At 58.6% G+C, this 23,243-nt stretch carries 14 protein-coding genes and 7 pseudogenes; 8 read left to right on the top strand and 13 right to left on the bottom strand.

Annotated elements, in window-relative coordinates:
- Positions 1-912: 912 nt before the first annotated feature.
- Together AC0NIL_RS29135 and AC0NIL_RS29130 are read right to left on the bottom strand one after the other, a co-directional pair.
- A pseudogene (locus AC0NIL_RS29135) lies at positions 913-1,287 on the bottom strand (coproporphyrinogen III oxidase); the annotation flags it as partial.
- Between the two features lie 261 nt (positions 1,288-1,548).
- Positions 1,549-2,004, bottom strand: coding sequence for a Ros/MucR family transcriptional regulator (locus tag AC0NIL_RS29130; protein WP_473574284.1), 456 nt, complete (start codon positions 2,002-2,004; stop codon positions 1,549-1,551).
- Between the two features lie 523 nt (positions 2,005-2,527).
- On the opposite strand from AC0NIL_RS29130, the gene AC0NIL_RS29125 reads away from it, so the two are divergent.
- The gene (locus tag AC0NIL_RS29125; RefSeq protein WP_473574283.1) at positions 2,528-3,565 is read left to right on the top strand and encodes a cytochrome-c peroxidase; all 1,038 of its coding nucleotides are present in this window, start codon (positions 2,528-2,530) and stop codon (positions 3,563-3,565) included.
- A 205-nt stretch (positions 3,566-3,770) separates the two neighbouring features.
- Here AC0NIL_RS29125 and tdh read toward each other — a convergent pair whose 3' ends face one another.
- From tdh to AC0NIL_RS29100, 5 genes are all read right to left on the bottom strand, one after another.
- A complete protein-coding gene (gene tdh / locus AC0NIL_RS29120; RefSeq protein WP_473574282.1) occupies positions 3,771-4,805 on the bottom strand; it encodes an L-threonine 3-dehydrogenase in 1,035 nt (344 codons plus the stop codon).
- Between the two features lie 512 nt (positions 4,806-5,317).
- Positions 5,318-7,474 (bottom strand): peptidase domain-containing ABC transporter, encoded by a 2,157-nt coding sequence (locus AC0NIL_RS29115; RefSeq protein ID WP_473575124.1) that lies wholly within the window; start codon positions 7,472-7,474, stop codon positions 5,318-5,320.
- A 24-nt stretch (positions 7,475-7,498) separates the two neighbouring features.
- Positions 7,499-8,587: an HlyD family secretion protein gene (locus AC0NIL_RS29110; RefSeq protein WP_473574328.1), complete on the bottom strand. Its 1,089-nt coding sequence runs from the start codon at positions 8,585-8,587 to the stop codon at positions 7,499-7,501.
- 497 nt (positions 8,588-9,084) lie between these two features.
- Complete coding sequence (locus AC0NIL_RS29105) at positions 9,085-9,243, bottom strand: hypothetical protein (RefSeq protein WP_473574320.1); 159 nt, start codon at positions 9,241-9,243, stop codon at positions 9,085-9,087.
- Positions 9,244-10,084: 841 nt separating this feature from the next.
- Positions 10,085-10,201 carry a hypothetical protein gene (locus tag AC0NIL_RS29100; RefSeq protein ID WP_474048307.1) on the bottom strand — a complete coding sequence of 39 codons (117 nt, stop codon included), beginning with the start codon at positions 10,199-10,201 and terminating at the stop codon, positions 10,085-10,087.
- A gap of 935 nt (positions 10,202-11,136) precedes the next feature.
- Here AC0NIL_RS29100 and AC0NIL_RS29095 point away from each other — a divergent pair.
- On the top strand, positions 11,137-12,996 hold the full coding sequence (locus tag AC0NIL_RS29095) for an ABC transporter ATP-binding protein (RefSeq protein ID WP_473574321.1): 1,860 nt from the start codon (positions 11,137-11,139) through the stop codon (positions 12,994-12,996).
- Between the two features lie 918 nt (positions 12,997-13,914).
- On the opposite strand, the pseudogene AC0NIL_RS29090 reads toward AC0NIL_RS29095, so the two are convergent.
- A pseudogene (locus tag AC0NIL_RS29090) lies at positions 13,915-14,653 on the bottom strand (DUF4158 domain-containing protein); the annotation flags it as partial.
- Between the two features lie 221 nt (positions 14,654-14,874).
- On the opposite strand from AC0NIL_RS29090, the gene AC0NIL_RS29085 reads away from it, so the two are divergent.
- The 3 genes from AC0NIL_RS29085 (at position 14,875) to AC0NIL_RS29075 (ending at position 16,378) form a co-directional block, all read left to right on the top strand.
- Positions 14,875-15,306: an antitoxin Xre-like helix-turn-helix domain-containing protein gene (locus AC0NIL_RS29085; protein ID WP_292425998.1), complete on the top strand. Its 432-nt coding sequence runs from the start codon at positions 14,875-14,877 to the stop codon at positions 15,304-15,306.
- Positions 15,303-15,785 carry an RES family NAD+ phosphorylase gene (locus AC0NIL_RS29080; protein WP_473574323.1) on the top strand — a complete coding sequence of 161 codons (483 nt, stop codon included), beginning with the start codon at positions 15,303-15,305 and terminating at the stop codon, positions 15,783-15,785. Before AC0NIL_RS29085 ends, AC0NIL_RS29080 begins: the two co-directional genes overlap by 4 nt.
- Positions 15,786-15,958: 173 nt before the next feature.
- Positions 15,959-16,378 (top strand): hypothetical protein, encoded by a 420-nt coding sequence (locus AC0NIL_RS29075; protein WP_473574324.1) that lies wholly within the window; start codon positions 15,959-15,961, stop codon positions 16,376-16,378.
- 65 nt (positions 16,379-16,443) lie between these two features.
- Here AC0NIL_RS29075 and AC0NIL_RS29070 read toward each other — a convergent pair.
- Together AC0NIL_RS29070 and AC0NIL_RS29065 are read right to left on the bottom strand one after the other, a co-directional pair.
- Positions 16,444-16,846 (bottom strand): annotated as a pseudogene (locus tag AC0NIL_RS29070) (tyrosine-type recombinase/integrase); the annotation flags it as partial.
- Positions 16,847-18,054: 1,208 nt separating this feature from the next.
- Positions 18,055-18,249: pseudogene (locus AC0NIL_RS29065) on the bottom strand (IS110 family transposase); the annotation flags it as partial.
- A 191-nt stretch (positions 18,250-18,440) separates the two neighbouring features.
- Between AC0NIL_RS29065 and AC0NIL_RS29060 the strand changes: the two are divergent.
- Both AC0NIL_RS29060 and AC0NIL_RS29055 read left to right on the top strand, forming a co-directional pair.
- Positions 18,441-18,645 (top strand): annotated as a pseudogene (locus AC0NIL_RS29060) (IS110 family RNA-guided transposase); the annotation flags it as partial.
- A 413-nt stretch (positions 18,646-19,058) separates the two neighbouring features.
- Positions 19,059-19,389: pseudogene (locus AC0NIL_RS29055) on the top strand (type 2 periplasmic-binding domain-containing protein); the annotation flags it as partial.
- A 14-nt stretch (positions 19,390-19,403) separates the two neighbouring features.
- Here the strand turns inward: AC0NIL_RS29055 and AC0NIL_RS29050 are convergent.
- The gene (locus tag AC0NIL_RS29050; protein ID WP_473574331.1) at positions 19,404-20,216 is read right to left on the bottom strand and encodes a TIM barrel protein; all 813 of its coding nucleotides are present in this window, start codon (positions 20,214-20,216) and stop codon (positions 19,404-19,406) included.
- A 109-nt stretch (positions 20,217-20,325) separates the two neighbouring features.
- On the opposite strand from AC0NIL_RS29050, the gene AC0NIL_RS29045 reads away from it, so the two are divergent.
- Positions 20,326-21,252 (top strand): LysR family transcriptional regulator, encoded by a 927-nt coding sequence (locus tag AC0NIL_RS29045; protein ID WP_473574326.1) that lies wholly within the window; start codon positions 20,326-20,328, stop codon positions 21,250-21,252.
- Positions 21,253-21,574: 322 nt separating this feature from the next.
- Here the strand turns inward: AC0NIL_RS29045 and AC0NIL_RS29040 are convergent.
- Positions 21,575-22,013, bottom strand: a pseudogene (locus AC0NIL_RS29040) (ATP-binding cassette domain-containing protein); the annotation flags it as partial.
- Positions 22,014-22,414: 401 nt separating this feature from the next.
- Positions 22,415-23,242 carry a hypothetical protein gene (locus AC0NIL_RS29035; RefSeq protein WP_473574390.1) on the bottom strand — a complete coding sequence of 276 codons (828 nt, stop codon included), beginning with the start codon at positions 23,240-23,242 and terminating at the stop codon, positions 22,415-22,417.
- Position 23,243: the final 1 nt, after the last annotated feature.

Raw genomic sequence — 23,243 nt, 5'->3', positions numbered from 1 at the left:
CTCGCCAACGGCGTCCTGACTGGAACTACTCCTGGGCGAGCACGGCCGCTTTCTTTTCTGCATCTGCAGTCTCCTTCTGGCAGCACGGCCGGATGTCCCTCCACCGAAATCAAGGTGCCAACACTTCGACATCTTCCGCGCGACCTCGCTGGTTCGTGGCGGGTTTACGGATGACCGACGCAATATGCGGGCCAAAAAAAGGGGCTTAAATACAGGCAGATCGAACCGGCTGTGTCGCATTTCTAACGTTTGTGTCGCATTTCTAACGTTGTCGTAAATGAGGGCCGAGGTAGCGCTGAGTTGTCGGACCCGAATGAGACTCTCCCGAGAATGGTGGACGATGACTTCTTGATGGGCAACAGCCGTGGTTCAAGAGTTCTGGCCACACCAGATTGGGATGCTGCGGTGGCTACAATGAAAAGCTGGGATTTGGCTCTAGTCTTTGGCACCCCTGCTAGGTTCGAGCCATAATCAAGACCTGTCGCGCCACTGGGGGTGGCGTACGCGGCTCATTGGTCTTCGAGTCGAGGGGGCAGTGGGCACACTGGCCTCCTCCTTCCCTATTGGACCAATCGGCCGCAACCGCCAGAACAGATTGGGCGGTGCTTGCGCGTCGCGCTGGCATCGAGAAACGCGGACGTTCGCCAGGGCTTTTCCAAGTGAAATATGCAACAGGATACATGGTCCTGGGCAGAATTAGAGGAATCCTTGGCCGGCGGCATGGATCCCGCCGATTGTGACGCGCTCATAGGCCACAACGCTCGTCCATTTGGAAATGCAGCCACTTCCTCAGCCGCAAGACGCCGTCACCGGCACTTGCCGTGCTTTATCGAAGCACGACATGGGACGAGAGGTCATCCCTTTGGCTTTCCTTGACGCTGTTTGGCTGTCCTTACGAGCCAACCCGGTCCAGGCAGCAACAGCGCGAATTACGTAGCGATGCTCCTGCCGCACCCGGATGAGTCCATTTTCGATGTCCACTATCCTCAGCCAGCTTCGTCAGGCGTTCAGCAGCCGAATCGAGAAGGCGAGTTGGATCAAATCCATGGGCCGCACAAATTGCCGGAACTCGGCCTGCAAATCGCACATGAGCCGCTCGATGATTGCGGCTCGCACGCGGTCTTCTTCTGTAAGTCGGCAGCCTTTAGACGTTGCCAGGCGGCCAGCTGCTATGCGCAGGCTGTAGGTCGCGTGTCACCTCGTTCTGGATGTAACCCTCACCGTCCCGACAGAGGACGCCCCGAAACCGATCAGGGATTTGCAGGTGTCGGCCGAGTAACCCAGCGAAGGCAGGAGAGCCTCGCGATATTCTTTCAGGATGGAGGTCTGCAACGGTTTCTGTCCCAAGCTGAAGGTGGGTCTTTTTACCGCGGCGGTCTCCTGCGTCCCTGCGCTATGTCAATTGCATTTCGCTTCGCTTCGCGTGTAATCACACCGTGCAAGGAAAAGGCGGGATTTGATCCCGCCTTTTCGACTGTTTCGATCACATCATGATGATCGAGCCGCCAGCCTCGCAAGGGGCCTGGATGGAGGAAGTCACGCTGGCACCTACTTTCTAGACCGCTTCTCGGGCGCCGAGACCTCAGGCTCTTTAGGTTTGCGGCCCAGTCCCATTGTCTTGGCCAACGCGGAGCGCGCAGCCGCGTAGTTCGGCGCGACCATGGGATAATCGGCCGGCAAGCCCCATTTGGCGCGATATTCATTGGGGGTCAGACCGTAGTGGGTCGACAGATGGCGCTTCAGCGATTTGAATTTCTTGCCGTCCTCAAGGGAGACAATGTAATCCGGCGTCACCGATTTTCTGATCGGGACAGCCGGCGTTAACACCGTCGGCTCTTGTGCCGAGAGGCGACCGGATGCCGTGCGTTTCAAAGCTTCGTGCACTTGGCCGATCAGGGCAGACAGTTCGCCCACCGGAACCGGATTGTTGGAAACATAGGCTGACACAACATCCGCGGTAAGGTCGATGAGGTTGTTGGCGTTTTCAAAGTCTTCTTCTGGCATGAAACTCTCCGGTGGATTGGTCTGCGGAGCGGTCGCTTCTAGGGGTGATTTCCGATGAAAGCAACAAATCTCGCGACAGCATTGTTCGTTGCTCGTCCAACAGTGAGGTCTATAGCGCCCACTTCACGCAGTCGTGACACTGATCTGCGCGGTAATCGCTTTCCATAAATGCGCCCGTATCCGCCGTTCAGTCCCGATCTCGTCCGTCTGAATCGCAGAGGGAAGACGTACAAAGCTTGTAGACCATGAGCCGTGTACTCGATGGGGCAGCTTGCGCACAGGGGTTGTCGTTGCGGCAGCATGTGGCGAGAGCCCACGAACCGACCAAACCCTCAGGCGAACAAACAGCGATTGCGCGCGCCCACCATTGGAACGCGCAGTCAGGCGACGAATTGCAGTCACTGTTCCGCCGCTCGATCGGCTTGGTCGGAGGCACGATTCCCTCGATCCGCTGATCTAGCGCAGGGCGTTCCCGGGCCGCATGTGGAGAATGGATTCCGTGCACATCTTAAGGACTCCACCTATGAAAATCCTATCCCCTGCGATAGCTGTTGCGCTTGTCGCAGCCACAGCTTTTGCTGAGCAGTCCATGCCGCCAGACCTCAGAGGAACGGCACTGGCCATCTTCAAGCCTTTGCCGTCTATGCCGGGGGTCACCAACAGCCCGAGCACGCCGGAGAAGATTGCCCTCGGCAAGGCCCTGTTCTTCGATCCACGCCTCTCGTCCTCAGGCGTTTTCTCCTGCAACTCGTGCCATAACCTGGCCACCGGAGGCGACGACAATCGAGAAACTTCGATTGGCCATGGTTGGCAGAAGGGACAGCGCAACGCGCCGACGGTGTTTAACTCTGTCTTCAACAGATCACAGTTTTGGGACGGTCGCGCCGAAGACCTGAAAGCTCAGGCCAAAGGGCCGATACAGGCCGGTGCCGAGATGGCCAACACATCGCAGCAAGTGGTCGACACGTTCAAATCGATGCCGCAATATGTGGAGTGGTTCCATTCAGCTTTCCCGGGTGAGGCCGAACCCATCACCTTCGATAACCTAGCCAACGCACTCGCAGATTACGAGGCGACACTGGTCACGCCGGCCCCCTTCGACGCCTTCCTCAATGGCGATGACACCGCCATTGGCCCCGAAGCGAAACAGGGCCTGGCCCTTTTTATGGAAAAGGGCTGCTCGTCCTGCCATTCCGGTGTCAATCTTGGTGGGGAAGGCTATTATACATTCGGCCTCGTTGAGAAGCCTACCGCCGAAATTCTGCCGGAAAACGACAAGGGACGATTTGCCGTCACCAATGTACCAGAGGACTCCTATGTCTTCCGCGTGCCGTCGCTGCGCAATGTAGCAGTCACCGCGCCATACTTTCATTCGGGCAAGGTCTGGGACCTGGGAGAGGCGGTCGCTATCATGGGAACCACCCAGCTTGGCCAAGAGCTAACGCATATCGAAATCGATCGGATCGTTGCCTACCTTAATTCGCTGACCGGAAAGCGACCGGAGATCACATATCCCATCTTGCCGCCCGAAACACCCAAAACACCTCGGCCTCGATCCTAGGCATTGGAAACAGACGATGTGCCTGTGAGCATTCCATGACCGATCTGGGCGAATTGCTACGTCGTCCGATTGGGCCGCGATACGTCGGACGATTGAGCGGCGCACGTTGGAGAGGAGCCATTGCTTTGCACCAGCCATGCTCCTTGGCGCGGAGATCGCCTGCAGGCCAGGGTGCTGTCCCGTTGAGTTACGCAGTCCAGTCGCCTCACCAGTCCATCACCACCTTGCCGGAACTGCCGCTCCTCATCGCATCGAAGCCGGCCTGAAAATCGTCGATGCCGATGCGGTGGGTGATCAGGCCGGAGACATCCAGCGGGCCCTGCACAAGCGCGATCATCTTGTACCAGGTTTCGAACATCTCGCGGCCGTAGATGCCCTTGAGATGCAGCATCTTGAAGATGACCTTGTTCCAGTCGATCTCGAAGCCGGTCGGCGCGATGCCCAGAATGGCGATCTTGCCGCCATTGTTCATGGTGTCGATCATGTCGCGGAAAGCGGGGGCGGCGCCCGACATTTCGAGGCCGACGTCGAACCCCTCGGTCATGCCGAGCACCGGCATGACGTCGCGCAGCTTTTCCTTCGAGGCGTCGACGACATGCTGGACGCCGAGTTTCTTGGCCAGCGCCAGCCGCACCGGGTTGATGTCGGTGATGACCACTTTGCGCGCGCCGACGCACTGCGCGACGAGCGCGCCCATGATGCCGATCGGCCCGGCGCCGGTGACCAGCACATCCTCGCCGACCAGATCAAATGACAATGCGGTGTGAACGGCATTGCCCAGCGGATCGAAGATGGCGGCGATCTCGTCCGGCACATCATCAGGGATCGGCACGACATTGTGCTGCGGGATCGCCAGATACTCACCGAAGGCGCCCGGACGATTGACGCCGACGCCGAGCGTGTTGCGGCACAGATGTCCTCGCCCGGCACGGCAGTTGCGGCAATGACCGCAGACGATGTGGCCTTCGCCCGACACGCGCTGGCCGACTTTGTATTCGGTGACCGCCGCGCCGAAATCGGCGACGGTGCCGACGAATTCATGGCCGGTGACCATCTGCACCGGTACCGTCTTCTGTGCCCACAGGTCCCAATTGTAGATATGGACGTCGGTGCCGCAGATCGCCGTCTTGTTGATCTTGATCAGCACGTCGTTGGGGCCGATCTCCGGCACCGGCACCTCTTCCATCCAGATGCCCGGTTCGGCCTTGGCCTTCACCAGCGCCTTCATCATGTTCGACATCAGAATCTCCTTACACGTGGGTGATTGCGCTTATCGCGATCCCTCCGATAGCCTGCACAACGGAAGTGGTAGCTACCCCACGCTGCAGTTCGACTGCGACGGTACTGTTGTGCCCGGATTGAAGGCGTTCGAGAGTCTCTGCAGACCAGCAATTCCTGGGCGGTGCTCAACTGCCTTTCCCACCCGGATGCAACGCTGGCGACCGCAGCCCATCGAGCTGCTCAAATCCGGCCAACTCGACCTCGTGCTGAAGCTGCGAGGCGACATGGTGAGCAGGGAGCGTGAGCGGACCACTTCCTCCCGCAGACCTGGCAGGCGCCTTCCCAGCTGGTGAAACTACCGGCAGGGTAGGAGGTTCACCGTTCCTACACAGCCAAGCGGGAGCCGATCTTCTTTGGCTGCTCAGCGACGGGCGGTTCAACGCTCCCGATGCTCCTATGGCGTTCTGATGAGCCCACCAGCGCGAAGCCATGCTTGGTCTTGGGATTCTGCAATGTCCTCACCTGAAGCTGTTAGCTGGTTTCGTTTTGCACTCGCCACAAGCGAGCGTAAGCGCCTTCAGTAGCCACCAAATCAGCATGCCTTCCCTCCGCAACAACCCGCCCCTTGTCCAAGACCACTATTTTGTCGGCGCAACGGATGGTGCTCAGTCGATGAGAGATGATGACGATGGTCTTGCCGTCCCGACGCAGATCCTCAACCAGTCGCAGGACAAACGCCTCGGCGACCGAGTCGAGAGAGGAGGTTGCTTCGTCGAGGATCAGGATCTCCGGATCCCGGTACAGAGCCCGAGCCAACGAAAGGCGCTGCTTCTCGCCCCCGGAGAGGCGTACGCCGTTTTCGCCTAGATAGGCCTGGAAGCCATCGGGCCAGCGCTCGATCACCTCCCGCAGCCCTATTTGATCGCAGATATGGAGGATCTTTTCGATGTCCGGCTCGAACTCGCCAAGGGCGATGTTGTCGATCACCGAGCCCGAGAACACGTCGATCGATTGCGGCACCGCAGCGACAAGCTTGCGCAGGGATACGGTCGACAGGTCCTGGAGGGCATAACGGCCGAGCCGGATGTGTCCACCCTCAAGCGGGTAGACATTCTGCAGCAGCGCCGCAAGGGTGCTCTTGCCCGAGCCGCTTTCCCCCACCACCGCTGTCATTTCCCCCCGGCGGAAGGTGACGCTAAGATCCTCGAAAAGCTCGAGCTGGCTACCATAGCGGAACGTGACCTTCTCCAGGTGGATGTCGCCAATGTCGGATTTGTCGGCATCGATGCCGCCACCGCTTTCCGGCTCCAGGTCGAAGATCTCGAACAGGCGATCCGCCGCGATAAAAGCATCCTGAACGATCCGGTTGGTCTGGATCAGACTGGCAATCGGCCGGGTGATATAGCCCAGCAAGGTATAGCAGGAGAGTAATTCGCCAGGCGTGACGGTTTGATCGAGGGCAAGTGTCGTTCCGAACCACATCAGCACGATGGTGAATAAAGTTGCGAGGAAGGTCGAGGTGCTGTGTCCGAAGATCGAGATCAGGCCGGAGCTGTAGACGGAGTGCAGCATCTTGATGAAGCGGGTCTCCACCTTGAAGTTGGCGAAGCTCTCCATGCCGGAGGTCTTGATTGTGGAGACAGCTCCGAGTGATTCCACCAGTTGTGTCTCTAATTCGGCAGCGTTCTCCATAACGGCGCGCTGACGATCCCTATTCAGCCGATTGATGATCCAATAGACCGAAAGGTACAAGGGGATGGAGGCCGCCATGACCAAGGCGATCTTCCACGAGTAGATGAACATCAGCCCTAACGAGAACAGTATCGTCAGCACGTCAACGAACATGTTGATCGAGACGTCGTTCAGGAAGCTCCTGATCTTCACCGCGTCATTCAAGCGGGAAATGATTTCGCCCATGCGCATGCTGTCGAAGAACTTCTGAGGCAGGCTTAGGATGTGATTGTAGTAGCCGAGGATCAGGTGGACGTCGATCTTCTGCCCCGTTTGCAGGACGAGCCGGTTTCTGAGGAGATCGATTAGGATCTGCACAACCAAGATCAAGAGCATGGCGACGCTCATCAGGTTGAGCAGATTGCGGTTGCCCGCTGTAATCACATGGTCGACGATCTTCTGGACATAAATGGCAGTCGATAGGCCAAGGATCGTCGTCACCAGCGCCCCCGCGAGAGCCTGCGCCATCCCCGCCTTGTGTGGCGTAAGCAGACGCGCGAATCGAAGTAGGGTTGAGGTGGTCTCGTCGCGGCGCTTGAAGGTGTCTGCCGGAACCAGGAGCACCAGGGCGCCAGTCCATTGTTTTTTGAATTCCTCGTGCGTCAGCTTGCGAATTTCACCATAGGCTGGGTCCATGATAATGACCCGCCTGGCGTTGATCGCCTGGATTACGACGAAGTGGTGCAGGACCTCGTTGACGATTAAGTGCGCGATGGCGGGCTTGGGGATCTTGTATAGGCTGTCGAAGCTACCCTTCACCCCCTTGGCAATAAAGCCCAGCTTCCGGGCAGCTTCCATCAGGCCCAGCACAGTCGTACCGGAGCGGCCGGTCGAGGCATACTGCCGGACCCGCGACAATGGCAGCTTGTAGCCATAGAAGGCGGCCACAGAAGCAAGGCTGGTGGCCCCGCAGTCCGTGATGTCGCGCTGCTTGAACTTGATGACTTTGCTCGACATGGCGGCTCGCTGGCTGTTTGGAAATCAAGGGCTGGCCGCTAGCAGCGGATTGAGCCAATCATCGATGTGATTGTAGAGGAGTTGCAGGAGAGTGCGCTCGCCCAGGAGGAAGCGGGCCCGCACGGTCATCCCTTTCTTCAGGTGACCGATCGCTCCGTGCTTGAGGGCGAGATGGCGGCGAGACAGCGCGCAGCGGACCTTGAAGACCGGGCTCCCGTCGTGGAGAGTAAAGTCCTCCGCCACGTCCAGCGCTGTCGCGTCAATGACACCCCATTGATTGGGGTTGAAGGCATCCACTTGGACCCGCACCGACTGACCCGGGCGCACGAAGCCGACGTCCTTGGGCGAAACGTAGATCTCCGCCACCAGTTCGCCATCTGGCGAAACCCAAGCGACGATTTGGCCGGCCTGGACATAGCTGCTGGGAGTGAAACCGGAGAACTGCTGCAGAGCGCCTGCCACGGGGGCTCGGATGCGTGTGAGATCCCGTTCGTTCTCCAGTTGATGCAAGTCGGCCGTGAGCTCCTTGCGCCGTAGATTGACATCAAAAAGCTGCTGGTTCCATTCGGCGGATTTGCGCCGCGCGAGGCTCTCGCCCTGAACCTCAAGCGCCTGAAGGGCGAAAGCCTTTTCCTCAACAGCCTTTGAGGGCGCTACAGCAGCGAAGAGCAGTCGCTTCGCACGCTCGAGTTCCGCGGCGGCATTACTGCGGGCGTATCTGTTCTCCCGCAGCAGGTTGAGGAAATGTGCGTGCTCGGCTGTGGCGGACGCGGTCAAGAGGCGGATCGGGTCGTCGGCCTGCGTGCCGGAGGAGATCAGCGTTTCGAGATCATGGGCAAGATCACTTTTTGCGTGAAGATCGCCTGTAAGCGCCTTGAGCTTTTCCTGAATAACCTCATCATCGAGGGCGAGGATCTCTTGCCCCTGAGCAACCGGATCGTTTTCAACTGCAAGGATGCGGGAGATGCGTCCGGAGACGGGTGCGACAAGGGGCGTCTTCTCGATGGTGGGTCGAATAATACCGGCACTTTGGAAAGACACTGTTACTGTGATGAAAGGTAGTGATCCCAGGGCCGCAGCCACGGAGAGAACAATAAGCTTGTAGATAATCAAAGACCTCTCGGATCCTCGAGACAGGATGCTTTCTGCCGTGCAGTTGGAAAGCTCAGGGATCAGCGGGATATTGGCCACAGTCTTGCCGGCTACAATGATTTTGATCTATGGTGTTGCCCATCATCCACCAGGTCTCGGGTACCTAATACACCGACCAATCCTACAGCAGAAACTGAGGCTGAAAGCCCGGAAGTTGATGATCCCACTTCTCGGGTTAACGCGGTCAAGGCGGATACTGATTTGTCGGTATTCACTGCGTTCCTTTTTTCAAAAATATTCAATCGTGAATGTCGACAATGGTCTGCCGCTTGGCAGCACTCCCCGCACCTAAGCGGAGATGCCGACCACGCAAAAAAAGACTAAAAAAGGCGTTCTATTCCCAACGCAACTAAGAGTGCGTCGATCGAACACCACGTGTCAAACGTGACTAGCCAACCCACAGTTGCCTGGAGATGACCATGGCCAACTCCAGGAGTTCGCTAATATTCTGGATATCGTTAACGGTGCTTGAAATACATCACCGCGTACGTTACAGCTAATGCTAACGAAACAATTCCGCTAACTATTGCCGTCAGAAACAACCACCCTCCGGAGGTTGTACATGCTTCTTCGCGCGTTAACTCGATCACACCGTAGGCTTGCAAATCGGTTTTCATTTTTTCTCCTTTCCTAGAGCTTGAAATCACGGGAGCAATAATGCGGCAGCGTGTGCCGCCGCACAAGGAGACCAGCAAGGGTCGTGCCAACTGTCCAGGAAACCACAAACAGCGCTTATGCATGTTCGTTAGAGGCTTGGTTGCGAACTCGGCCACACACCGGGCCGAACATCACCATGTCGCGAATTCGACAAACCCGACAACCCGACAACAGCCTACCAAAGGCCGTTCTGATCGTCTGGAGAGGATGCTCACTCCAGTGTGGCTGGATGGGTCAGGGGAAGTATATTGTTCGCTAGCCCAGCTAGCGATCAGTAAGGCGCTCTGGCACTGTCTTCGCTAGCTACTGACTGTCGCTACTATAGTAATGAAGGCAATGAATAACCAGAGAAGCCACCCGCCAGAAGTTGAGGATGCCTCTTCCCGAGTTAGCTCACTCACCCCATACACAGACATATCGGTATTCATCGTTTTCTCCTCATCGAACACGCAGGTCAGTCAAGGTCGAATGTCGGAAGGCAGATCGCCGCCGTGCAATGAAAACATCAAGACTCGTGCCAACTGCGGAGGAAAATCCAGAAAAAACCATTTCGTCCAGCGGCTAAGGTGATCGTGAGGAGATGGCCGGCGGCCATCTACCCTGGCGGACGCAACGGCTTTGTATACCCCGTCGGGAGAAAATGCGCTCTGCGTTGTCTCAGGCTTTCAGGAGGAAGCAAGATGTTCCTTATGTCGAAGTGCCGGTAGTGCTCGCGCTGATCATCGTGGAACTGGCGTCCAGGCTCTCGGATCGCGCGGATGGGCGGGACTGCGAGAGCATCGGCTGACAGGGGCCTGGATGTTATTTGGTGCATTCCTCGCGTATCTGGTGGATCGAATGCTCCACTTCAGCATCGAACGGATTGTAGAGGACGCGTCGATCTTCGAGGAATATGAGGAACCGGCGCACGGATCTCACCTTCGGCGGGGCGGCGTCTGACCATTGGAGGCCACCTAGCGGCGCGCTAATACCAGTAATGTCCCGCGCGGTTTCGGCCGTCGCTTCGCCGCTTCTCTTAATCAGCTTGGCACTCGTCCCTCCTATTCGAGTTCGCTATCGAGCTCCTGCGTGACGCTCAAACCTTCTGACATTGCTTGATCAGTCATGCTTTTGATCCGATCGTAGTTTTCAAGGAAGACGACGTAATGCCGATTCGACCGAAATGCCCGATGCAAACATCAGTCTGTGAATTTCGCTTCCCCGCAGATAATCGGCAACCGGTCGCTCGATCGCGCGACGCGCGGGATCAGTTCTTCCGTGAACCAGCAGGTCGATCTCCGAAGTAAAGAGATTGCGGTGGCTATCGCGAACCCATGGCTGGCGCAGCAAGCATGAGCGCGCGCTCTTCAGAAATCACCCTTGTCGGGATCCGGTGAGGATCGAATTCGGCTCGGGTGCGACGATTACATGCGAGTTCCATTTGCTCTTCCCGAGCGTGTCTATAGGTGACCTTCTTGTGTCCGAAACTGAACAAGAATCGGAGCCCCACCGGCAGGCCATCACAGCCAGGCACCGGCGGGCGAGCAAGCGGTGAATCGCAAACGGAGCGCAATCCGGCATGCAAATTGCTTTGATGAACTTCGTAAGCGAGACGCTGCCAGGGCGTCGCGGAGGACCGGGTAATCAACCAGGAGCGTGCTCGATGCCCGCAATGAGACGGCCAGAACAGGACGATGAACCCAGCCACACTTCGGGAGCTGGACCGCTAAAGCAAGCCGCGGCGCTTCCTCGTAGATCACGTCTCCTCCGCCAAGCCGGTGGGCGTCCACAGCTTGGCCGTTCAGGTGGCGCGAGCGCGGTCGCATTCCTCCGATGCGCCGCACCATTCCTCCGATCAGCCGGTTTGACCCGTCATGTCGCCTTTGCAGTGCATCTATCGCTACTTTGAGACGCTTATCCGCCCACTGGATATCCCCTACGCGCCGTTGCCGGCAACAGGTCCGTTTGCGCTGCTTTTGCATTTCGCACGCATGTTCCGCGGCGTGCTGGGGGCCATCGCTGTCTTCATGATGGCGGTCGAGGGAATCAACCTCGCGGTAATCTGGGGCATGTCTATCATTGTGGACGGGGTGAGCACGAACGGTGCGGCGGTTTTCCTTGAGGAAGCTTGGCCTACGCTTACGTGCCTCGGGCTGCTGATGTTCCCCGTGCAACCGCTGCTGAGGTTCTTCGCCAAAACGTTGGATTCCCAGGCAGTGTCCGTATGCATGCCCGCGGCTATGCAATGGCAGGGCTACAAGGCGGTCGAACGTCAGGACCTTGCCTTCTTCCACGATCTCTTCGCCGGCCAGGTGGCGTCGCGCATTTCGCAACTCGCCTCCGCGGTGCAGCAGCAGATCGTCGTAGCGTCTTACAGCATACCGTATTTTCTCGTGCAGTTTCTCGGTTCGCTTTCGCTGCTTGCCATGCTGTCCTGGCCGCTGGCGCTTCCGGTCCTGTTTTGGATCGTGGCGAACGTCGCTGTCGCGGTTGCGGCAGTGCCTCATTTTTCCCTCCGGTCCCGCCACTCTGCCCGCGCGCACAGCCTCGTCATCGGCGCCCGGACCGACTTCTATAGCAACATCCATCTGGTCAAGCTGTTTGCGGCCGAAGACAGCGAGGCGGGCGCAATGCGCACCATCATGGGAGATGCCATTGAGACGCAGCACCTTGAACGGCGCATTCACCTAACAACCGACACCAGCGTCTTCTTGCTGAACGTTGTTCTTTCGCTCACCAACATCGCCGTGGGTCTGTGGGGACTCGTGGGCGGTTTTGTCACCACCGGCCAGTTTGTTGCTTCAATAGCAATCATTCAGCGGCTCAGCGCCAACTCCCTGGCCTTTCTCCAGCTAGGGCAGCAGATATTCCAGGCTGTGGGCACGATACGCGACGCGATGCCGGTCATCACCACGCCTCCAACGGTAATCGACGCCCCCGGAGCCAAGCCGCTGGCCGTAGTCGGCGGCACGGTCGAGTTCAGGAATGTCAGGTTCGAATACCGTCAAGGAAAAGGGGTAATCGAGAATCTATCGCTCAGGGTCCGCGCCGGCGAGAAGGTCGGGCTCGTCGGCATGTCGGGGGCTGGCAAGTCGACTCTAATCAGCCTGCTTTTGCGGTTCTTCGATGTAAACGATGGCGCAATCGTCGTCGACGGCCAGGATATCCGCTCCGTAACGCAGGCAAGCCTGCGTGAGAATATCGGGGTCGTTGCCCAGGATGTCTCGTTGCTCCATCGCTCTGTCGGGGACAATATCCGTTACGGCCGGCCGGATGCCTCGCCGGAGGAGGTCGAACGCGCCGCAATCCTGGCCGATGCGGACGGCTTCGTGGCAGATCTCAAGGACAGCGAAAACCGCACCGGCTACGATGCCTTCGTCGGCGACCGCGGGGTGAAGCTTTCCGGCGGCCAGCGTCAGCGGGTCGCCATCGCTCGGGTCCTGCTTAAGGACGCGCCAATCCTCCTTCTGGACGAGGCGACTTCCGCCCTGGACAGTGAAGCCGAGGCGGCGGTCCAAGGAAAACTCGAGCTTCTCATGGAGGGCAAGACGGTGATCGCGATTGCCCACCGCCTGTCGACGATTGCCAGCATGGACAGGATTGTCGTGCTCGACAAAGGGCGCATCGCCGAGGAGGGCTCCCCCTCGGAGCTGCTCAAAAGCGACGGCCTTTATGCCCGCCTGTGGCGGCGGCAGGCCGGCGGCCACATTGCCGACACTTCCGAGGAGAGATAAGCCGACTGGAGGGTCGTTCGTCACGGCTCCGCGCGGCTCGCAATGCTTGGCTGTTGTCAGTAGAGAGCGGGCATGTTCGCGTGTAGACAAATCTCGGCTTTCGCCGCCTTCGTCGCGAATGTGTGGGAATGGGCGACGAGATGCCACAAGAGCTCTTCGGTTCTATCGCGAGAAGCTGACCGTCCGCCGCCGTGCCGATGCTGGTGCCGCCGAGTCTTAAGCAGTGGTAATCGCTCGACTTCGTCTCCGACGTTCCACATCCTCACTGTCGTCGACGATTGGGCGCGGGACACAAGCGCGCTGCTGAGGCGGTGGCCGAACGTGCAGGGACACAGAAGCTTACGATACGAGGGTGAGCCGAGTCGAAAAACGCATTGGAAACTCCGTCTGGTGCAACCCGGACCGGGTCACAAGGCGTGGTACAAAGAGTTGGGTGGCGCAATACCGCTGGTTAATTGCGCCGGTGCTATCGCGGCCTCTGGTCCGCAACGGCGCAGGCAACGCGCCGAGGAGCAGGGGTGCATGTCAGACTGCCCCTCGGCTCGACGTCGCCATGCTCGAACGAGTACGCGTAAGCGCCGTGACTGTGCGCCATTTTGGGACATCCAGGAAGCCATCGGATTTGAGCGAACGTGGAGTTGGCAATCATGCGAAGACAACCTTCGCGACAGTCCTTGCGAAAGCTTGACTGAATATTCCTTGGCGAGGATGGCCTCTTAGTTCTGCTGCGTTCTGCTGCCTGTGGTACATTCCTCCGGATGATGACTAGACGCAGGAATCTGCATAGTGAGCTTAGCTGACATTCGATATCTCCGCGCGAGTTCGTGACACTTCTGCGAAGGACTGCCGCAATATGCGTGCCAAAAAAAATCCTGCTGGCGTGGCATTGCCTTCGCGGATCATCTGATCCCGACGTCACGAAGAAATGTGGATCTGTAGTGCGGGGTCGATCTCCAGCGTCCGCAGAAACGTGATCCGCTCGGTCAGTCCGAGCAGGTTCGACGCCAGGCGCTTCTGGCGCTGATCTCAACCAATGAAAGCGCGTTTGACCGATCGTCGGGTCAACCTCCAACAGCCCGTCCAGTGATGCAAGCCGATCAGCTGGTATCGCTTCGATCAGCGCCCTCTCTGCCCGTCGCCGGGAAATGGCCCGCGCCGCGATCCCCATCCGCTCAATGATGTTGGCTGCCGGGAGTAGCGAATTTCGATTGCGGAACTCCGCTACAATGGCGCCAGCTATCGAAACACCCGTGTCTGTTGTTGAGGCCATCTCGATTGCCGACAGCAATGCGGCACGCCGAACTTCGGCTGTTGCGTTTCGCTTCTGCAGATAACCCAGGAGGTGAGCAACGTGATTGCTGCGGGTTTGCTCACGACGGGCATACAACCTGAATGCGGTCGAGCTTGCACCTATTTGCCCGGCAACATAATCGAGCATCGCTTTCGGTGGAACCTCGTTAGGCAACAGTGGCCGGCCGGGGTAGCGCATCAGCAAAGTTGGATCGCAAAGCCGAGCTGATGTGTTCAAGGCGCCGTCGCTGGATTACCAGCAAATCGGCCGGCGAAGAGAATAGTGGCGGATCAGACTGTCTTCATCGACCGGAATGTCGAATAGCGTCTTTCGCTCGTGTTCTTTGAGAAGCGCCCGTCGGGCCACTTTCCACTCCACTCCAGAACGGTCGTGGCAAAGCCTCGTCCAAAGCGGCCTAACGGTACAGGAGGCAAATGGCGTATCCACAGCGAACATCCGGGCGTTCACTCTCCGTTCGACCTTAGCGCAAGATTCTGAGCAGCTCTTGTTCTGCCCCCCTGATGCGGGAGGCTTGTATGGCGCACCATGTGAGGCTATATTTTGTCTCAAATGGATTGGAGAGTGAAATGCCAGCGTTCGGAAATGTCGCCGACGTGTTGGGGCTGCCCGTCAAAGAGGTGGCGGCGCGGTCGCCCTTCGGGCTGATCTCCCGGATCGAGGATGGACTTCCCATCGGGGCGCTCGAGCGCGTTGCGCATCTTCTGGCGCCTGGCGATGCTCAGTTCAAATACCGGCTGATCCCCAAGGCAACCTATGAGCGACGCAAGACGGCACATCGTCTCTCGTCGGACGAGGGCACACGATTGGCCCGCGTGGCGCGCGTCTGGGGTCTTGCTGTCGATGTCTGGCAGAACGAAGAGGAAGCGCGCGATTTCTTGTTCCGGCCGCACCCGATGATTGAGGACAAGCGACCGATCGACCTCGTTATCCTGAGCGAATTCGGCGCCGAAATGGTGGTCGATATCCTCGCAGGTCTGAAATACGGCAGTGCTGCGTGACGGCGCAGACTCTCGATCGCACGCTATCATCCTTTTGCATCGGTGATCCCGCCGGCACCTACCCGATCTTCGACGCGACTGGCTCGACAATCGCGCCAGGGCGATGGAACACGCCCGGAAGTCCTATCATCTACACCAGCGAGCACTATTCGACGGCCCTGTTGGAAAAGCTGGTGCATGGCAGCGGCCGACTGCCGCCCAACCAGCACTACATCGAAATCACAATCCCGCGTGGACTGAGCTACGAGGTCTTTTCCCAGCCGTCACTGCCCGGCTGGGACACGATGCCGGCGACGGTGAGCAAGGGATTTGGCGAGACCTGGTGTTTAGAACGGCGCAGCGTCATCCTGCTGGTGCCGAGTGTCGTGGCGCGTCTCGATTGCAATGTGCTGATCAATCCGGCGCATCCGGAGTTTTCAAGGATCGAGACAAGTCTGCACCAGCCCGTCTACTGGGACCGGCGGCTGTTTGGCGCGTAACGGGGAGGCCGGGGCTTTCTGTTGCTATCAGCGTGTGCCTGCCGACAAGCAACAGCTGGCGGATTTCGTCACCGCCGATGCTGATTGCGGCGCTGTGGGCGCAAAGCCGATCAAACAAGGACAGGGTGAGGGTTCTCGGTTAGCATCGACGCGCATCTTTTCGGAGGAAAAATATGACCAGTGTGGCGCCCGACAGCTTCGAGGCATGGAGCAGGCTTTGCGAAGCGGGCGCGGGACCGCTCCTCATGCTCGCGGTCGATGTATCAGCATCGATGTCGGCTGCGATCGACGCGCCAGACTTCGCCGGGCTTTTATACTCGATTGCGGAAGGGCGCCCAGCAGCCGTAGCCCTCGTCGATTCCGAGATTCAAAGTGTCGGGCAGCTCGACCTCATCACTGACGACATTAGACGCTCTCGTCGCGGCCACACAAGCCCGCACGATCCCATCACCAGCCTACTCGAAGATCATGAACGTGTCGTCTTGGTAACCGATAGGGACGGCATTGCTGATCTCGTTGAATTCAAGACAAAACATTTGGGCTCCCGGCACGCTGGCGGGAGAAGCGTCGAGGTCGTCGAGATTGAACGATGACTGCTCGGCGCCGTCGGCAGATCTACATCGAGTGAATTCCATAGAACCAAGAGCATCTCACGCATCTACCAATCTGGCCAGGCAAGAATCCGGACCGCTCGACCGAGCGTCCGTTCGGCGTCGTTATAGTAATTCGAGGCCTGCTGCACGGAGCCGGTGCTGAGACTGCTGCATGGCTTCCGGCAGCGGAATGCCGCGGCGTGCGGTTTCCGTGAGATAGCCGGAGCGCAGGCCATGGGCGGAAAAAAGCGTCGGATCGAGTCCAGCCTCGGCGAGGCGGCGCTATCAGGTTGACCGCCTGCCCGTCAGCGCGCGTGTTCGAGATTGCCCCAACGGTCTGCCGCGAAACACCGCGCCTTCAGTGACTGCGGCGCGCTCGAGCCAGTCCTTTAAGACCAGCACCCGACGGCCGACGAGCAGCACGAAAGCATCGCTATCGGCTTGTGTCGTCTTGGTTCGGCCGCGACGCCGGCCGCCATGCGGTGCGACGGATCAGGCTCACCATCTTCAATCCGCGACGGTCGCTCGCGCTCCGCTATGCCAAAGGCTCCGCGCCAGCGCCCGTCGCGTCACCCGCCCAGCAGGGCACAACCCACGCCGGAAACGAACTCAAAACTGGATAGAAACTGGGGCAACGTCACAGGTCATCTAGAGATTTTCCGACGCCTTGCTTGTAGACGTTGACCACCAATCGGCACGAATCGAGCGTCTTGAAGTTGAGGTCCCTCGCCGCCCCACCATCTCGCCCGCCTGCAGATCGGCGCCAAAAACATGGGATTATTATGTATTTGACCGCCGCGAAGGCCGTCATGTGCCGCTCTGCCCATTTTCCCTGCGATAGCGATCATTTCACCGGTGGATCGCCAATGCACAATGCCCAAAGTATACAACTCCAGCTTTCAACAACCAAGCTTTGGTCGGAGTAGCGCTTGTCAGCGTGTTGGGTGACGGCTGGAGCTGGAACGGTCATTACAATGGCCAAGGCCGTGGCGGCAAGTATCGTTCGTGAACAGTGAGACCACAATTTCTGGAGTCTCGAGCGCCCCACAGCGTCTTTTTCTGAGGTAGTCATATCGTTTTCCTTTTGGATCATCACGGATGTGAAGAAGATCTAGTGGTAGGTCCCGTTGGGAGAGCCTGCGAAGCGGCCTGTATTCATGTAGTCGAGTCATAAGTTCTCCTGAATGAGAACCCTTATGGCAGCCCTAGCTGATACCCTCAAAGCGGTCTGCGGGATGGCGACGCTGTGCCGATCGCAGCGAGATTCCAACGGAGCTGGGGCGTTCCACGGGATGCGCAGTCTGGATGCGTTCGGACGAATGTCATGTGAACTCCTAGGCTAAAGACTGCGCGACGGGCCATGTCGGAACACGTCTCATGGCTACGAATATGCAATTGGCATGCCACCAAAAGGGTTGTGAGCACGGCCACAAATCGGAGGAGTCGCCGCCTGGCTGGCTTGATCCTAACCCCTATAATGTCTGGATGAAAACAGATTGTCGTCAATCGGACTCGGACAAAATGCTGTGACCAGCTTTGGCACCGGCTGACGCCAGAGTCCTTGGTTGAGAGTTGCGCGTCTGAGGGCGGATTGGGCAACGGGCGATCGCCGGGGCCGGTCGAGTTGCGCAGCCGTGTGTTGCTGTTAGCGTGGCGGCATAGGGCCGCAGGTGTGAGCCCGCCTCGTAGCAGAGGTGGATCCGATCGAACTTGGCGGCGATCCGTTGGATAACGCGGCGCATGCTTGTGTCCGATGCATCGACCTCACCGAAGTAGCGAACCTCTCCTTCCCGGCCGGCTTCCGCGATCGCCACGGCATTCCTCTGCTTCGCAACATCGATTCCGACAAGTGCTTCCCTATAATCTGCCACGGCTCGTCGTCCTGTGATGCGGTCGGCTCGGCCCGCCCGAGATGGGTGTTCGGCTTGAGCCTTATCTTCGGGCGATGATTCATGGTGATAGGTTGAAGGTGCTGCGCTTCGAGTTGATGGTCAAGCGTGGTCTGAATGCCCGCAGCCACAAGCATCAGAAGGAGAAGCGCAGCATGAAACATTATGTCTGATTGGACGTCGCGGTAGAAGAGACCCCGGTTTGCATCGTCGACGAAACCGGCAAGATCTGCCTGACCCATTCCGAGGATCTTGTGCGGGTGCTCTGGGATGCTGTCTCGAGCTTTGATCGGGCTTGAGGCCGGGCCATTGTCGCAATGGCTGTTCAGCGGCCTAGCCGAGGCCGGCCTGCCGGCGGTGTGCGTCGAAACCCGCCACACCAAGCCTTCCTGGAGGCGTAAGCAAACCCGGTTCGCGCTTCGTTCGTTCTTAACGCACGATTCTGCGCAGCTCTTGTTCTGACCCCAACTTCAGACCCCAACTTCAAATGACGTAACTCGGTGCAGTCGCACCCGATGCGCCCGAACATCGAATTTCATCTTTTGGTTGCGTGTTTCGCAAACTCTGGACAGGGATTCCGCCGCGGACGGGTGTTTCGCTAAGTCCACGCACAGCTTGCCGGCGCCTGTCCTCGGGAGAGCTGGCTTCGATTTGTCTGAACACTTTGGCGAGGATGGCGAAATGAAGGCAGCATAGGGAATGGAAGCGCCACGGGCGACGACCCAATAGAAGTGGTTCACCCGTTCGACCAGCGAAGTGACGTTCGTTAATCGCACTACTCAAGGTCCGAGCTGAAGCTATCCATTGAGGAGCGGTTTTTTTGAGCATGGGGCTCAAGAGATGTGTCGAAGTTATCGTGCAGGCCTTCAGCATGATCCGCCGATGGTCTCAGGCACTGATCCTATAGCGACCACGCCTTCCGGCTGGTTGAGCATTCAAGACAACCTTCCCGCTGCGGATCATCGTACTTCCCTGCCGCTTCCCGCATTTACCGAGGCCGTCCAATGGCCCGCCCTTCACAACAGTGATCCCGCAAGCATCTGGATGCGAGAAGTATTGTTACAGAAGGCGTCTCGAATGACTTCTCCGCGGGACTCCAAAAGCCGTCTCAGCCACCCCTAATTTACTCCCGTGTCTCACGCCGCCATTCGCGTCAGTAGCCCTTGTCGGACTAGATCGATGCTCGCGGCAAGTGCGCCTGCCAGATCGTCCAGCGGGTGGGCTGCGTCGACAAACGGTGCGAAAGAGAAGGGACCCCCATAACCGCCGTCAAGCAGCGCCCGGATCTGGCTGCCATTGTCGGAACCAACCAGGACGCGATCCGGGTAAACCCAGTGGATAGGATCGTTGACTCTTGAAATGTGCACGAGACCAGTCAGTTCGCAGGAGAAGAATGGCTCCCCGGCGAGCGTGTGATGAAACGTGTCGTGCACGAGGCGGAAGACGGACTGGCCATCAATGGCGGCAATGGCCTTGGCCGCTTCGTTCTTCGAGCGAAGCGAGCAGGTCTGGAAGCCCAGCGGCTCGATGAGACCGATGAGGCCGCGCGACTGGAGGATCGGCTTGAGCGCCTTCAAGGCGACGTGGAGATCGCCCCGGCGCTCGCCATTGGCGGGCCAGGAGCCGTCGTTGACCGGCATCAGCATGAGCGTCTTGGCTCCGCAGGCCGCCGCATAATCGGCGAGCTTGCTCGCTTCGGCCTTGCGCGCGGGACTCCACTCGTTGAAGCGCTGCAAGGCATTGATGGAAATAATCCCAACGCCTGCTTCGGCGGCGGCAGACCGGACGTCCGCCGCCGGCGTGCCGCGTGCAACAGCATTGCTGTGCTGTTGGCTGTGGATCCGGACATCGGTCAGGCCCTGGTCACGGGCAAAAGCGAAAAGTGCCCTGACGTCGAGTCCGGGCGTCGCCATTTGGTCGAGTGCAAAGCGGGGTACTGCTTGGCGCATGGCTTGGCTTTCCTTCAATGTTCCCGAATTTTTGTTTGACCCTATTGCGACTCTTCACTTAAGACAAACGATTAGAACAGATGTTTTCCATCTGAAAAGGAGATGGTTGATGAACAGCGCCGACCTCAGGTTTTTCCAGGCGGTTGTGAGGGCAAACAGTATCGGAGGGGCTGCCGGTGTACTCAACACGGTGCAATCCAACGTCACCGCGAGAATAAAATCGCTTGAGGAGGAAATCGGTGCTCCGCTTTTTCATCGCTCCAGGCGAGGGGTTACACTGACAGCCACCGGCATTCAGCTCGTTCCCTATGCCGAGCGCGTCGGAGAGCTTCTGGACGAAGCCAAGCGCGTCGTCACAGACCGCGGTACGCCGTGCGGTTTACTCAGGATCGGCTCGATGGAGACCACTGCAGCGCTTCGCCTTCCGCCGATCCTGATCCGCTATGCGGCAGAATATCCTGAGGTCGACGTACTGGTGGAGGCTGCCCCGACGGAAAAGCTCGTCAGCGAGGTCGTTGCACGCAAACTGGATGGCGCGTTCGTCTCCGGCCCCATCGCTCATCCCGAACTGAAAAGCCTATCGATCGTCGAAGAGGAGCTCGTTGTGATCTCCTCGCCGCGGTTTCGCGAGCTTTCGGATCTGAACGCCTTGGCCGCGTCACCGGCTCTGAAGGTTCTCGCCTTTCGATCGGGATGTTCCTACCGCCGGCGCATGGACATGTTCCTGGCGGCGTGTGGGGTAACGCATGTCCGCTGGATGGAACTTGGGACAATGGACGGGATCATCGGCTGCGTCGCCGCCGGGGTGGGGATCGCCATGCTACCTCGGGGGGTCGTTCAGGATGCGGCAGCCGACGGACAGCTCATTATACACCTGCTACCTGACGACCTGCGGTCGGCGCCGACTGTTTTTGTGACGCGGAGCGACGAGTATCTCTCTGCGGCACTTCAGGCTTTCATGACGGTGGCGTCTGAGGCGCATTCACGGCCTCAGCCGGCAAGACCAGAGCCGGTGCGACAACTGCAGCGGGCTTAGGAAAGGTGGAGCAAAAACAAGGGGTCAGTCAGACGCAATCGTCGGCGGATCTTGTTGGCAGCTCGTAGGGTTCGTTTGCCCAGATCGCCTACGATGCTGCGCCGATGAGGACAGCCTCATCCGATTCTATTCGCTGTCGGCACACTGGCGCGCATCGCCCGACTCCATCACGATACTCGATGGAACGATGACAAACTGGGCGACACATACGTAGGCGCAGCAAGTCAGAAATGCGACAGTGACGCGCGTACCCGGCACGACCTAAGCGCCCGATCGGGCGTCAGCTGGCTGGGGTTGCGGCCTGGAAGCCATCGGGCCAGCGCTCGATCACCGAGCCCGAGAACACGTCGATCGATAGCGGCACCGCAGCGACAAGCTTGCGCAGGGATACGGTCGACAGGTCCTGGAGGGCATAACGGCCGATCCGGATGTGTCCACCCTCAAGCGGGTAGACATTCTGCAGCAGCGTCCGCAAGGGTGCTCTTGCCCGAGCCGCTTTCCCCCACCACCGCTGTCATTTCCCCCCAGGGGAAGGTGACGCTAAGATCCTCGAAAAGCTCGAGCTGGCTACCATAGCGGAACGTGACCTTCTCCAGGTGGATGTCGCCAATGTCGGATTTGTCGGCATCGATGCCGCCACCGCTTTCCGGCTCCAGGTCGAAGATCTCGAACAGGCGATCCGCCGCGATAAAAGCATCCTGAACGATCCGGTTGGTCTGGATCAGACTGGCAATCGGCCGGGTGATATAGCCCAGCAAGGTGCCTGGAGATGACCAAGGCCAACTCCAGGAATCCGCTAATATCCTGGATCTCATTTAATGGCGATTAAAATATATCACTGCGGTTGCTATAGCTAACCCTACCGAAACAATTCCGCAAACTATTGCCGTCAGCAAGAACCACCCTCCGGAGGTTGCACACGCTTCTTCGCGCGTTAACTCGGTCACACCGTAGGCTTGCATATCGGTCTTCATTTTTTCTCCTTTCCTAGAGCTTGAAATCACGGGAGCAGTAATGCGGCAGCGTGTGCCGCCGCACAAGGAGATCAGCAAAGGTCGTGCCAACTGTCCAGGAAGCCCAAACAGCGCTTATGCATGTTCGTTAGAGGCTTCGTTGCGATCGTACGTCGGCCGCGACCGGGACATCCATTGTGCAACCGAAGCTACCGGTCACAGAAGCCCAGCGGCCTGCGCCTGCACTTTCTCCCGCAGCGCGCATGCTGCAGCGACCATGTTGATGAGGGCAGGGCGGACCTCTTCCCATTTCCTTGTTTTGAGGCCGCAGTCCGGATTCGCAACAGCTGGCCGTCCGACAGTCGCTCGCGAGCAAGTTGGGCGAGATGCAAAATCTCGCCGATCTCCGGGACAGGTGGTGAGTGAATATCGTAGACGCCGGGACCGATTTCGTTCGAATATTTGGACTTGGTGAAGGCGTCCAGCAGTTCCATTTTGGAGCCCGACGTCTCGATTGAAACCACGTCCGCGTCCAGTTCAGCGATCGAGTCGATGATCTCGTTGAACTCCGAATAGCACATGTGGGTATGAATTTGGGTCGCGTCCTCTACATCCGTCGAAGCGAGCCGGAAGCATTCGACAGCCCAGCCGAGATAATGTTTCCAATCGGACTTCCGAAGGGGCAAACCTTCGCGAAACGCGGCCTCATCGATCTGGATCACCCTGGCGCCAGCTCTTTCGAGGTCGGCCACTTCATCGCGGATCGCGAGTGCGATCTGGCGGCAGACCTCGGCGCGGGGTACGTCATCGCGCACAAAAGACCAGTTAAGAATCGTCACTGGACCAGTGAGCATGCCCTTCACCGGCTTTTTCGACAGCGACTGGGCAAATTGCCACCATTGGACCGTCATCGGATTGGGCCGCGATACGTCGCCGAAGATGATGGGAGGGCGCACGAGCCGCGACCCATAACTTTGCACCCAGCCATGCTGGGTGAAGGCGAGGCCGGACAACTGCTCGCCGAAATGCTGCACCATG

The sequence above is a fragment of the Mesorhizobium sp. WSM1343 genome, assembly GCF_055901535.1.
This window is presented reverse-complemented; position numbering and strand designations above follow the sequence as displayed.